This window comes from Kribbella sp. NPDC051137, from assembly GCF_040682535.1.
Lineage (GTDB): Bacteria > Actinomycetota > Actinomycetes > Propionibacteriales > Kribbellaceae > Kribbella > Kribbella karoonensis.
The window spans coordinates 1,412,448-1,424,577 of the sequence record NZ_JBFBBI010000002.1 but is presented as its reverse complement, the minus strand read 5'-3'; the positions used below and the strand labels follow the sequence as shown (position 1 = coordinate 1,424,577).

Genomic DNA, 12,130 nt, shown 5'->3' with positions numbered 1-12,130 from the left:
TCGCCCGCCCTGCGCACACGAGGGGACAACCCGTCGTGTGCGTCAGGGGGTGACGAAGACCAGGATGTCGGTTTCGGGGCCGCGGAGCTCGGGTTCGCGCCAGCCGAGGTGGCGGTAGAAGGCGATCGCGTCGTGGTTCTGGTTCCAGGCGAGCAGCCAGGCGCGGGTGTTGGCCCGGGTCGCCGCCTCCAGCAGGCGGCGGGCCAGGCCGGTGCCGCGGGCGTGCGCGAGTACGCCGAGCTCGTCGACCTCGAACGCGCCGATCAGCAACTCCTCGACCTGCTCCGCGCCGATCCGGTCGAGCACGCTGCCGTACGACCGGTCGGTCCGGAACGGCGCCGGCGTCGTCCACCCGGTCAGGAACCCGGCGATCCGCCCGTCGCCCGACCGCTCGACCCACGCCTGGAACCCGTCCCGTTCCGCATCGCCCTCGAGCCGTTTGCGGAACGCGTTCCGGGTCTGTTCCGGGTCCCGGTGCTCGAACGGCGGTGCCGTGAACACCTCGACGTACGCCGTGGTCAGTTCGTCCGCGATCTCGAGTATGTCCCGCCCATGCGTGTACACCGCTCCAACCTAGGCGATGGAGCGGTGCGTCGTACTGCGAACTACTTGGCCGCGGCCGCCTTCTCCACGTTGGCCGGCGGACGGTCCGGAGCCGCCGCCGCTGCGCTGCCGGCCGGAGTCGGGGCGGGTGTGGCCGCGATCGTCTCCAGTTCGGCGCGGAACTGCGGAAGCATCCAGCGCAGCGGCTGGTCCAGAACCCGTGCGATGGTCGCCTCGTCGACCTTCAGCAGGTCGCCGATCCGGGCGAGCGCATCCGGCTCGTCGGTAGCGGCGTACAGCAGATGGACGACCTCGTGCCGGTGCGCGAACACCGCGAGCGCGGCAGCGGCCAGCCCGGCGTCGATTTCTGGCGGACTTGTGATTTCCCCGTTGACTGTCACGTCTCCAACAACCCGCCGGGGGGCGGATCGGTTACGCGTCAGTCTTTACAGCTGCCCAAACTCTCAGTTGGGCAGCCAGGAGACCTTGCCGAGCAGGTACGTCGCGCCGATCAGCGCGGTGGTGTCGATCAGGGTGTGGGCGACGACCAGCGGCATCACGCGGCCCCAGCGGCGGTACAGGTACGTGAAGATCACGCCCATGATCACGTTGCCGGCGAAGCCGCCGAGGCCCTGGTAGAGGTGGTACGAGCCGCGGAGCAGGGCGCTGGTCGCGGTGGCGCGGCGAACGGACCAGCCGAGCTGGTCGAGGCGGTGGTTGAGGTAGCCGAGCACGATGACTTCCTCGAGTACGGCGTTCTGCGCGGAGACGGCGAACAGGATCGGGATCCGCCACCAGTAGTCCGGGAGCTGCGACGGGTCGACGGTCAGGTTCACGCCGGCGGCGTGTGCACCGATGTAGAACAGCAGTCCCGCTCCCCCGATCACCGCCGCGATCGCCGTACCCCGGCCGAGGTCCCGCCACCGGTCGCGCAGGTCGAACCCGATCGTCGCGAGCGACTCCTTGCCCCGCACCAGCAGATGCCCTACCAGTACGACGGGCACCAGCGCGGTCGCCACCGCGAACAGCTGCCAGGCCAGATCCAGCCACGGCCGCCCCGGCGCCCGGGACCCCACGATGACCGCCGTCTGCCCACCCAACGGCTTCCCGGAGGTCAGCACCCCCGCAAACGAGATGACAGCCGCCACCCCGGACGCCCCCAACGAGAGCGCCAGCACCAACCAAACCTCCCGCCCAAGCACCCGCCGGCCAACGCCGGCCGGCGCCGCCGATCCGGTGGGCGCCGCGGGCGCGGATCCGGTGGAGGCCGCGGGTGTGGGTGGGGTGGTTCGGTCCGCTGGTGGGGTGGGGCTTTCGGCGGACTTCGTCATGGGTCAACTATGGCGCGGCGGACCAGCGAGGAGGTTCAGGAGGTGGTGGAAGGCGTCGGCGGGGTCGGTGGTGAGGGCGTACTGGGACTGGACCTGGAGGCCGTCGGAGAGGGCTATCAGGAGGGTGGCGATGGTGTCGGGGTCCGCGTCGGGGGTGAGGGTGCCTTCGGACTGGCGGATGCGGATGGCGTCGGCCAGGCGGGTGCGGATGGTCGCGTAGCGGTCGACGAAGAACTCGTGCGAGGTGTGCTCGGGGTCGCCCGCCTCGGCGGAGAACGTGGAGTAGAGCTGGACCAGCCCGGGCACGGTGCCGTTGTGCCGGATGACCGCCTGCAGCCCGTCGATCGGGTCCTCGTCGGCGAACCGCGCGGCATCCGCCTCGTCGCGGGCCCGCAGTACCTCCTCGAAGAGCTTCTCCTTCGAACCGAAGTAGTGCAGCATCCCCGCCTCGCTCAGCCCGGCGGCCGCCGCCAGCTCCCGCGTCGACGTCTTCCGGTAGCCGTGCCGCGCGATCACCTCGAGCGCCGCGCGCAGGATCTCCGCGCGCTTCGCGACCCCCTTCGCGTACGGACCCCGGGAACTAGCCATATCCAAAACCTAGCATCACTTGGTTTTCAGTCGTAGCATCGTCGCCATGAACGTCGACGACCTGCTCGGCCGGCTCTCCCTGGAGGAGAAGGTCCGGATCCTCACCGGCCAGGACTTCTGGTCCACCCACGCGCTGCCATCGATCGGCCTCCGCTCGATGGTGCTGTCCGACGGCCCGAGCGGCGTCCGCGGCCCGGTCTGGGACGAGCGCGACCCGTCGCTGAACCTCCCGTCCGCGACCGCGCTCTCCTCCTCGTGGGACGTCGGCATCGCGCACCGGTACGGCGTGGTGTCCGCGCTCGAGGCGCGCCGCAAGAACGTCGACGTCGTCCTCGGCCCGACCATCAACCTGCACCGCTCCCCGCTCGGCGGCCGGCACTTCGAGGCGTTCAGCGAGGACCCGGTGCTGACCGCGGACCTCGCCGCCGCGTACGTCGCCGGCGTCCAGGAGCTCGGTGTCGGCGCCACCCCGAAGCACTACGTCGCGAACGACTTCGAGACCGACCGCTTCACCGCGAACGTCGAGGTCGACGAGCGAACGCTCCGCGAGGTGTACCTGCTCGCGTTCGAGAAGGCGGTCACCGAGTCGAAGGCGTGGCTGGTGATGAGCGCGTACAACTCGATCAACGGTGCGACCGCGTCGGAGAACGAATTGCTCGAGACGCCGCTGAACACGGACTGGGGTTTCGACGGGGTGGTGGTGAGCGACTGGACGGCCGTGCGCAGCGTCGAGAGCGCCAAGCACTCACAGGATCTGGCGATGCCCGGGCCGGTCGGCGCCTGGGGCGACGCGCTGGTGGCGGCGGTTCGCTCGGGCGAGGTCACGCAGGACGCGATCGACCGGAAGGTACGCCGGATCCTCGCGCTCGCCGCTCGCGTTGGCGCACTGGAGGGCTTCGAGAAGCCGGCTGATCCCCCGCACGTCGACGGTGTGGCCTTCGCCCGGACGGCGTCGGCCGAAGGCACCGTCCTGCTCACGAACAGGCCGGCAGGCTCCGCTCGGAGTGAGTTGCCCTGGCGGGCTGACGAGCTCCGGAAGGTTGCGGTGATCGGGCACAACGCGCGTGACGCCCGGACGCAGGGCGGCGGGAGTGCGACCGTCATCCCGGAGAAGGTCGTCTCGCCGCTCGACGCGATCCGCGCGGCACTCCCCGGCAGCGACGTCAGCTATTCGATCGGCGCGGTCGTCCAGGAAGGTGTCGCGGACCTCCCGCTCGGCACGATGACCAACCCGCACACCGGCGAGCACGGTGCCCGCGTCCGGTTCCTGGCGGCCGACGACGCGGAACTGTTCGCCGAGGACCGTTTCTCCAGCGCGCTTGTGTACCTCGGAGGCAACGCCCCGATCGGCGACTCGGCCGTCTTCGAGTTCCGCACCACCTGGACACCCGCCGAGTCCGGCCCGGTGAGGCTCGGCTTCGCGTCGGTCGGCCACGGCCGGATCTTCGCCGACGGCAAGCTCCTCCGCGAGGACACCGCCGTACCCGTGGGCACCGACCTGGGTGCCGCGCTGCTCTCCCCACCGTCGATCTCGACCCCGCTGGACGTCACCGCCGGTACGCCGGTCGACGTCCGGATCGAGCTGGATCTGCCCAAGGTCGAAGGCGGGCTGAGCAATGCGCTGAGCATCACGGTCGGCGTCGAGCCCGCCGACGACGACCCGCAGGCACTGATCGACGAGGCCGTCGCCGCGGCCCGGGACGCCGACGTCGCACTCGTTGTCGTCGGCACCAACTCGAAGGTCGAGTCCGAGGGGTACGACCGGACCAGCCTCGCGCTGCCCGGCCGCCAGGACGACCTGGTCCGCGCCGTCGCGGCGGCCAACCCGCGGACGGTCGTGGTCGTCAACGCGGGCTCCCCCGTCCTGCTCCCCTGGCGGGACGACGTCGCCGCGGTGCTGGCGACGTACTTCGGCGGTCAGGAGTACGGCGACGCGCTCGCCGACGTGCTGCTCGGCCGGACCGAGCCGGGCGGCCGGCTGCCCACCACCTGGCCGCGTGCGGAGTCCGACGTACCAGTCATCAACGTCACGCCGGAGAACGGCGTCGTGCGGTACGACGAGGGCATCCACATCGGGTACCGGGCCTGGTTGAAGGCCGGGACGGCGCCGGCGTACGAGTTCGGCCACGGGCTCGGGTACACCACGTGGGAGCTGTCCGACCTGCGCGCCAACGACCCGTCGTCGGTCGCGCTGACAGTCCGCAACACGGGCGACCGGGCCGGCAAGCATGTCGTCCAGGTGTACGTCGAGCGCCCGGACAGCGCGGTGGAGCGCCCGGTGCGCTGGCTGGCCGGGTTCGAGGTCGTACGTCTCGAGGCCGGTCAGGCCCGTGAGATCACGGTCAACCTGCACCAGCACACCTTCGAGCACTGGGACAGTGGCCAGGGATGGACCACTGAACCGGGTGCTTTCACGATCCGAGCCGGCTCGTCGGTTTCGGACCTGCCGCTCTCCACGGAGCTTCAGGTCCGTTAGCTGCCCGGCTGTACGAGCTTCAACGGGGCTCGGGAGGGTTCGATGCCGGCCGTCGTACGACACGGCGGCCGGTATCGGACTGCCAGTACAGCACGGAGCGCCCGGAGCGGCGGCGCTCCAGCAGACCCGCGTCGGTCAGCACCCGCAGGTGGTCGGAGACAGTCGCGAGCGACAGGCCGGTCGTTGCCGCGAGCAACGTCGTACTGACCGGCGCGGCGGCCTCGGCCAGGATCAGCGCACGGTTGCGCCCGAGCAGCTGCACCAACGGCTCGTCCGGGGTCTCACTCGGCGCGAAGATCCCGGTCACCGGGTACGTCAGCGCGAACCGGTCCGGTAGCCGCCAGCTGACGTTGACGCGCTGCGTGTGCGCCGCGATGAACATCAGGTCCCGCCCGCGGACGTCCGTCGGCGGGTAGTCCCAGCGGTTCACCTGGATCCGCCCGTCGCCGAGCCAGCGCACGTCCGGCCCGAGCCCACGCAGTACGCCGGACCAGCCCTGCTCGCTGAGCCGCGCCGTCCGCGACACCACGTCGGCCTGCAGCACCCGCAGCCGCCGCGGCCACTCCGGCTCGACCGTCTCCGTCCACACCCAGCGCAGCAGCTCCGCCGCCGCCTCGGACAACCCGGACGTCTCGCGGACGACGGCCGGCAACGGCGTCCGTACGACGCTGAGGTCCGCCCGGATGCGGTCGTCGTCCAACGACGTCAGGTACGCGAGCTCCGCCTCCAAGGTGAGGTCCGGCTCCAGCGGCGGCACCGTGAGGAAGTCCGCGGCCCAACTCACCCCGAACGCGCTCTTCACCAGCTCCTCCCACAACGGATTGGCGTCGAGGATCGCCCGGTACGCCGCCACGTGCGTGTCCTTCCACGGCCGGAACCACGGCTCGACCGGCGACCGCAGCAGCTTCAGCGCAGCCACCGTTTCGGTGAGCTGCGACGTACCGAACCGCGCGTTCACGAGCGTGTCGGCATCGACCAGGAACTCGGACAACGTTTCGCCTCCACCCGAAACTGTAGGCGGCGGCGAGCGGGCCGTCGATCCTGCACAGCATGAGCACCTACCGGGCGGTCTTCGCCAACGCCGAGTTCCGGAACCTGTGGATCGGGAGCGCGCTGAGCAACGCGTCCGCGACGATGACGAGTCTGACGCTCGCGCTGATGGTCGACAGCGCGACCGGGTCGGCGCTGCTGTCCGCGATGATCATGTTCGGGCCGTCGCTGGCGCAGGTGCTCGGGCTCTCGACGCTGATGTCGGCCGCGGACACGGCGCGGCCGCGGCAGGTCCTCACCTTGCTGAGCATGCTCGCGACCGTCGAGGTCGCCGCGCAGGCCGCCTTCGAGCTGCCGCCCGGTGCCCGACTGGTGCTCGCGCTCGCGCTGGCGTACGGGTTGTCGATCGGCTCCGGGGCACGGTGGGGCCTGCTCAGCGAGGTGGTCGACGAGCGGCAGTTCGTCCTCGGCCGGTCGGCGATCAACCTGTCGGTCGGCGCGATGCAGATCGCGGGCTTCGGGATCGCCGGCGTCCTGCTGCAGACGCTCAGCCCGTCGACCGTCCTCTGGCTGGCCACCGGGTTCTCCGCGGTCGCCGTACCGGTCAACCGTTTCGGGCTCCGGGACCGCCCGCCGCGGCGGGTCGCGCGGACCGGTCTCGCCGAGACCTGGCGCGGCAACCGCACGCTGCTCGCGCAACGGCGTACGCGACCGTTGTTCGTCGCGCTCTCGATCCCGAACGGCCTGATCGTCGGGTGCGAGGCGTTGTTCGTCCCGTACGCCGGTTCGCGCGCGGGCTGGCTGCTCGCCGCGGGGGCGGCCGGGATGATGACCGGTGACCTCGTGGTCGGCCGGTTCCTGACCCCGAACGGCCGGCGGATCGCGGCACGGTTCCTGCGGTTCGTGCTCGCCGTACCGTTCCTCGGGTTCGCGTTCGACCTGCCGATCGCGGCGCTCTGCGTGCTGGTCGCGATCGGCAGCAGCGGGTACTCCGCCTCACTCGCCCAGCAGGAACTGCTCGTCGACCTCACCCCACCGGAGCTCCGCGGGCAGGTGCTCGGGCTGGAGTCCGCGCTCCGGATGACGACGTTCGGCGTGGTCGCGATCCTCGCCGGCGCGCTCGCGGACCTGACCTCGCCCGCACCCGCGATGACGCTCTGCGCCGCAGGCTCGCTGCTCGTGACTGTTGCCCTGACCCGCCCTCTAAGCTCGCTGCATGGAAGCGGTGCGGTTGCGGGAGGTCTCCAAACGGTACGGGCGGCGGGAGATCCTGACCGACGTCGACCTGCACCTGGACGCGGGTGAACTGGTCGCGCTGATCGGCGCGAACGGCTCGGGGAAGTCGACCGTACTGCGGTTGCTCGTCGGCCTGTCGCGCCCGTCGGCCGGTTCGGTCGAGCGTGCCGCCCGTGTCGTCGGCTACGTGCCGGACGTGTTCGCGTCGCACGATCGGCTGTCCGCCGCGACGTACCTGATGCACATCGGGCGGATCCGCGGACTCAGCGCCGACACTGCTCGCGACCGCTCGCACGAACTGCTCGAGCGGCTCGCGTTGTCCGGCGGCGCGGCTACCCCGATGCGCAAGCTGTCGAAGGGCAACGCGCAGAAGGTCGCGCTCGCCCAGGCACTTCTCGAACCGCCGCAACTGCTCGTGCTCGACGAGCCGTGGTCCGGACTCGACGCCACCGCCCACACCACGCTGCGCGAACTGCTGACCGAGACCGCCGAGCAAGGCGCGGCCGTCGCGTTCACCGAACACTCCGCCGAAACCGTCCGCACGACCGCCACCCGCGTCTGCGAGATCAAGCACGGCCGGCTCACCACCACGTCGGAGCAGCTCAGCATCACCGAGGTGTCGCTGATCCCCGGCACTGACATCGACTGGGCACAGCACCCCGACGTCCTCGACGTACGACGGCAGAACGGCCACGTCACGCTGACGCTGCCGACCGGACGGCACGACGCGGCGCTGCTGACCGCGCTCAACCACGGCTGGTCGGTCATGACCGTACGGCGGGTGAAATGAGCGCCCTCTACAAGTACCTGATGCACAGCGTTCTGCTCTCCCAGCGCTACCTCCCGCCGATGCTGATCTTCTTCGGCGCACTCGCCGTCGGTACAGCCTCCGACAACGGTCCACTGCAGTCGTCGTACGCGTTCGGCGTGCTGGTGATGCTCGTCTGCTCGACCTGGCTGACCGTCGCGATCGTCAATCACGAGGACCCGACGCAGCGGCAGATCATGCTCGTCACGGTCGGCAACTCGCTACGCGTCCTCGCGGTCACGATCGCGGTGGTGGTCACGTGGTGTGTGCCGTTGGTGCTGTTCGGGCTGATCTGCCCGCTGGTCACCGGCGATCACCGCGCGACGGCCGGCGACGTCCTGGTCGGGGCGCTCGCGATGCTCGCCTCCGCGATGATCGGGATCGCGATCGGCGTGCTGTGCTCGCGGCTGCTGATCCGCCGGATCGGGATCGCGATGCTGGCCGCGGCGACACTGATCCTGCTGATGATGGTGCGCCGGATCTCGCCGGTCGCCGCCTTGATGAAGGTGCTGTCCGACGAGAAGTCCGCGGCCGCGAACGCCGTACCGACGACGCTGCTCGCTGTCCTGTGCCTGGCTGTCCTGGTTGCCGCCGTACTCGTCGCGCGCACGGTGTCCGACCGGAAGGAGTAGTCAGGAGGCCGCGATCGACGACAGTCCGTGCCGGGCGGCCGAACCGCGGACGATCAGCGACGTGGCGAGCTCGACGTGGTGCGACACGACCGGCTCCCCCGCCGCGAGCTGCAGTGCCGTGCGGAGTGCGACCGCGCCCATCTCACGCAGCGGCTGACGGACGGTCGTGAGCGGCGGCGACGCGAGCCGGGCGACCTCGGTGTCGTCGAAGCCGACCAGGCTGAGGTCCTCGGGCACCCTCAGCCCGCGCGCCCGGGCCGCTTCCAGGATGCCGAGCGCGACCTCGTCGCTGCCGGCGAAGATCGCGGTCGGCCGGTCCTGCAGGTCGAGCAGCTTGGTCCCGCCGGCCACCCCGTCGTCGTACAGGAAGTCGCTGAGCCAGATGTACTCCGGGGGTACCTCGGCGCCGACGGACTCCATCGCGCTGCGGTAGCCGCTCATCCGCGCCTGGTTGCAGGTGGACGTCGGCGGGCCACCGACGTAGGCGATCCGGCGATGCCCGAGCGACAGCAGGTGCTGGGTCGCCGCCATACCGCCGGCGAAGTTCGTGGAGCCGACGCTGGTCACGTCGGGCTCGGGGATGTTCCCCGGATCGATGACCACCAGCGGCAGTCTCGCCCGCGCCAGCGCGGCCAGGTCGGCGGCGGACAGTTCGCTGGTGATACCGATCGCGGCCCGCCGGCCGTTCGCGACCAACTGCCGGATCCAGCGCGCCGTCCGGCCCGGGACACCGCCCGGGCCGAAGGCCGGCCGATGCTTCGGATGGGACGTCAGTACGACGTCCACGCCGGCCGTCTGGCCCGCCTCGATCACCCCCTGGATCACCTCGACCGAGTACGCGTTGAGGACGCCCTGGTAGAACAGCTCGACCGTGTCGCGCTGCGCCGGCTCCGGGCGGCGTCCGACGTACCCGTGCTTCTCGAGCACCTCCTGGACGCGGGCGCGGGTGGCCGGCGAGACGTCGCTGCGCCCGTTCAGCACCTTCGAGACCGTGGCGATCGAGACACCGGCCGATCCGGCCACGGTGGCCAGGGTGACGCGTCCCTTCAACCGCGACATGTCATCACCCTCCTCCTGGGTCCGCGCTGATCGTGACCGGCGTCGTCAGGACCCGGTCGTGCCCGACTACCCTCACATCTCCGGTCATCAGCAGCGTCGCACGACACGGCAGGTCCAGCGCGGACGTGCCCACCATCACGTCGAACTCCCCCGGCTCGACGATCCGCCGCAGATCCGGACCTGTGTACGCCGTGCGATCGGCGTGCACGCGGAACGTGACGTCCGCCGCCTGCCCCGGCTCCAGCGACACCCGCGCGAACCCGGTCAGCACCTTCAACGGCCGCGCGACCTGGGCGACCAGGTCCCGCAGGTACAACTGCACGACCTCGTCGCCTGCCCGGTCGCCGGTGTTCCGCACCCGCACCGTCGCGGTGAACTCGCCGTCACTGCCGATCTCGGACGCACTCAGCCGCAGGTCGCCGACGGAGAAGCTCGTGTACGACGCGCCGTACCCGAACGGGTACAACGGCCGCGTTTCCAGCCCGCTGATGCCGGCACTCTCCACACTGCCGAGCGCGGGCTGCAGGTACGTCCCGGGCTGGCCGCCCGACTGGCGCGGGATCTGCACCGGCAGCTTCCCGCTCGGTACGATCCGCCCGCTCAGCACCCCGGCGATGGCCGCGGCCCCTTCCTGGCCCGGGATGAACGCCTGCACCAGCCCTGCCAGCCGGTCCGCGTACTCGCCGAGCGCGTAGGGCCGCCCCGACACCACCACGAGCACCACCGGCCTACCGGTGTCGAGCAAGGCGTTGACCAGCTCACCCTGGACGCCGGGCAACCTCAGATCCTCCGCGTCACAGCCCTCGCCGGACGTCCCGTGCCCGAACAATCCTGACAGGTCACCGACGAAGGCAACCGTCACGTCACTGTCCTGAGCCAACGCGACAGCCTGCTCGAACCCGGAGCGGTCATCACCGGTCACGGCGCACCCCTGGGCGTACTCGACGCCGGTCAGCTCGTTGCGCAAGGCCTCCAGTGGCGACTGGATGGTGATGCCGAGGCCTCTCTCGGGGTAGCGCGGGAGGACGTGGTTCGGGAAGGCGTAGCACCCCATCAAGGTGCGCGGGTCGTCCGCGCACGGCCCCACGACGGCAACCTTCGTCAGGTCGGTCAGCGGGAGGACGGTGCCCGCGTCGAGGAGGACGATCGATTTCTCGGCCAGTTCGGCTCCGACGGCCCTGTTCTGTTCCGAGTTCAGGTCGACGGGCTCGGCACTGACCGAGGCCTCGGGAGTCCAGTCGGCGTCGAGCAGGCCCAGTTCGGCCTTCTGCTCCAGGACCCTTCGAGCTGCTCGGTCGATCAGGTCCTCGGAGAGTTCGCCGGAGCGTACCTTCGCGACCAGTCCGGCGTACCCGATCGTGTCCGGCAGTTCGACGTCCGTGCCGGCCGTCAGCGCGAGCACTCCGGCGCCGGCGTCGTCCGCCGCGACGTGGTGCATCGACGCCAGGAACGGGACCGCCCAGTAGTCCGACACGACCGTACCGCCGAACCCCCAGTCGCCGCGCAGTACGTCGGTGAACAGCCACGGGTCGGCGCTCGCCGGCAGGCCGTCGATGTCGGCGTACGAGCTCATCACCGACCCGGCTCCGGCCGTCGCGATCGCGGTCTCGAACGTCGGCAGGATGATGTCGAGCAGTTCGCGGCGCCCCATCGACACCGGCCCGTGGTTCCGGCCGGCCCGCGAGGCGGAGTACCCGGCGAAGTGTTTCAGCGTCGCGAGCACACCCGCGCTCTGCAGCCCGCGCACGTACGCCGACCCCAGAATCCCCACCAGATAAGGGTCTTCGCCCATCGTCTCCTCGACCCGGCCCCACCGGTAGTCGCGCACCACGTCGAGCACCGGCGACAGTCCCTGGTGGACGCCGACCGCCGCCATGTCCCGCCCGATCGCGGCCGCCATCCGCTCGATCAGCGCCGGGTCGAACGTCGCACCCCACGCGATCGACGCCGGATAGACGGTCGCGCCGTACGTCGTGAACCCGGTCAGGCACTCCTCGTGCACCAGCGCCGGCACGCCGAGCCGGGAGCCCTTGAGGACCACCTCGTGCTGGCGGGTCAGCTCCGCGACACCCTGCTCGACCGACTGCGGGTAGCTGCCCCAGACCCGGGTGAGATGCCCGAGTCCGTGCCGGCTCGCGTCCTCCAGCGACAGCGAACCACCGGTGGAGAACACGTCCTCCATCGGCGCGACGTTGATCGTCTCGTCCGCCGACCGCTCGGCAAGCTCCTGGTCGGCCATGTCGTTGCCGGCCCAGCGACTGCCGAGCTGCGCGACCTTCTCCTCCAGGGTCATCGCCGCCAGCAGCAGCCCGGCCCGCTCGGCGGCGGGCAGGGACGGGTCGGACCAGGGGCGATCGGTCGAGATGGACAAGAAAATCTCCCTTGATGAACATTCGTTTCGGTGAGCAATTATCGAAAAGTTTTCGATGCTCTCCGGCATCTCTGGCAACCTGTCGCCGGACTCTGG

General features: G+C 70.6%; 11 protein-coding genes. 4 read left to right on the top strand and 7 right to left on the bottom strand.

Annotation, left to right across the window (positions count from 1 at the left end; all coding sequences use genetic code 11):
* Nucleotides 1-42: 42 nt before the first annotated feature.
* The 4 genes from AB0M51_RS14295 to AB0M51_RS14280 form a co-directional block, all read right to left on the bottom strand.
* On the bottom strand, nucleotides 43-564 hold the full coding sequence (locus AB0M51_RS14295; protein ID WP_344187352.1) for a GNAT family N-acetyltransferase: 522 nt from the start codon (nucleotides 562-564) through the stop codon (nucleotides 43-45).
* Between the two features lie 41 nt (nucleotides 565-605).
* Complete coding sequence (locus AB0M51_RS14290) at nucleotides 606-944, bottom strand: hypothetical protein (protein WP_344187353.1); 339 nt, start codon at nucleotides 942-944, stop codon at nucleotides 606-608.
* A gap of 63 nt (nucleotides 945-1,007) precedes the next feature.
* A complete protein-coding gene (locus tag AB0M51_RS14285) occupies nucleotides 1,008-1,874 on the bottom strand; it encodes a type II CAAX endopeptidase family protein (protein WP_344187355.1) in 867 nt (288 codons plus the stop codon).
* Between the two features lie 3 nt (nucleotides 1,875-1,877).
* Nucleotides 1,878-2,462 carry a helix-turn-helix domain-containing protein gene (locus AB0M51_RS14280; protein WP_344187357.1) on the bottom strand — a complete coding sequence of 195 codons (585 nt, stop codon included), beginning with the start codon at nucleotides 2,460-2,462 and terminating at the stop codon, nucleotides 1,878-1,880.
* 46 nt (nucleotides 2,463-2,508) lie between these two features.
* On the opposite strand from AB0M51_RS14280, the gene AB0M51_RS14275 reads away from it, so the two are divergent.
* Entirely contained in the window at nucleotides 2,509-4,938 is a 2,430-nt protein-coding gene (locus AB0M51_RS14275) for a glycoside hydrolase family 3 C-terminal domain-containing protein (protein WP_344187359.1), read from the top strand.
* Between the two features lie 19 nt (nucleotides 4,939-4,957).
* Here AB0M51_RS14275 and AB0M51_RS14270 read toward each other — a convergent pair whose 3' ends face one another.
* Nucleotides 4,958-5,929, bottom strand: coding sequence for a helix-turn-helix domain-containing protein (locus tag AB0M51_RS14270; protein ID WP_344187361.1), 972 nt, complete (start codon nucleotides 5,927-5,929; stop codon nucleotides 4,958-4,960).
* Between the two features lie 59 nt (nucleotides 5,930-5,988).
* On the opposite strand from AB0M51_RS14270, the gene AB0M51_RS14265 reads away from it, so the two are divergent.
* The 3 genes from AB0M51_RS14265 to AB0M51_RS14255 are packed head-to-tail and all read left to right on the top strand — an operon-like array spanning nucleotide 5,989 to nucleotide 8,604.
* Nucleotides 5,989-7,233, top strand: coding sequence for an MFS transporter (locus tag AB0M51_RS14265; RefSeq protein ID WP_344187363.1), 1,245 nt, complete (start codon nucleotides 5,989-5,991; stop codon nucleotides 7,231-7,233).
* Nucleotides 7,145-7,954, top strand: coding sequence for an ATP-binding cassette domain-containing protein (locus AB0M51_RS14260; protein ID WP_344187365.1), 810 nt, complete (start codon nucleotides 7,145-7,147; stop codon nucleotides 7,952-7,954). The genes AB0M51_RS14265 and AB0M51_RS14260 overlap by 89 nt, the downstream gene beginning before the upstream one ends.
* Complete coding sequence (locus tag AB0M51_RS14255; RefSeq protein WP_344187367.1) at nucleotides 7,951-8,604, top strand: hypothetical protein; 654 nt, start codon at nucleotides 7,951-7,953, stop codon at nucleotides 8,602-8,604. The genes AB0M51_RS14260 and AB0M51_RS14255 overlap by 4 nt, the downstream gene beginning before the upstream one ends.
* Here the strand turns inward: AB0M51_RS14255 and AB0M51_RS14250 are convergent, their stop codons facing one another.
* Nucleotides 8,605-9,663 (bottom strand): LacI family DNA-binding transcriptional regulator, encoded by a 1,059-nt coding sequence (locus tag AB0M51_RS14250; protein ID WP_363749451.1) that lies wholly within the window; start codon nucleotides 9,661-9,663, stop codon nucleotides 8,605-8,607. It abuts the gene before it with no gap.
* A gap of 4 nt (nucleotides 9,664-9,667) precedes the next feature.
* On the bottom strand, nucleotides 9,668-12,034 hold the full coding sequence (locus AB0M51_RS14245) for a glycoside hydrolase family 3 N-terminal domain-containing protein (RefSeq protein WP_344187371.1): 2,367 nt from the start codon (nucleotides 12,032-12,034) through the stop codon (nucleotides 9,668-9,670).
* Between the last annotated feature and the right edge of the window lie 96 nt (nucleotides 12,035-12,130).

Bases quoted from the DNA above. Each gene is read 5' to 3' on its own strand.
- AB0M51_RS14285 (WP_344187355.1), bottom strand. From the start codon at position 1,874: ATGACGAAGTCCGCCGAAAGCCCCACCCCACCAGCGGACCGAACCACC.
- AB0M51_RS14280 (WP_344187357.1), bottom strand. From the start codon at position 2,462: ATGGCTAGTTCCCGGGGTCCGTACGCGAAGGGGGTCGCGAAGCGCGCG.
- AB0M51_RS14275 (WP_344187359.1), top strand. From the start codon at position 2,509: ATGAACGTCGACGACCTGCTCGGCCGGCTCTCCCTGGAGGAGAAGGTC.
- AB0M51_RS14265 (WP_344187363.1), top strand. From the start codon at position 5,989: ATGAGCACCTACCGGGCGGTCTTCGCCAACGCCGAGTTCCGGAACCTG.
- AB0M51_RS14260 (WP_344187365.1), top strand. From the start codon at position 7,145: ATGGAAGCGGTGCGGTTGCGGGAGGTCTCCAAACGGTACGGGCGGCGG.
- AB0M51_RS14255 (WP_344187367.1), top strand. From the start codon at position 7,951: ATGAGCGCCCTCTACAAGTACCTGATGCACAGCGTTCTGCTCTCCCAG.
- AB0M51_RS14250 (WP_363749451.1), bottom strand. From the start codon at position 9,663: ATGTCGCGGTTGAAGGGACGCGTCACCCTGGCCACCGTGGCCGGATCG.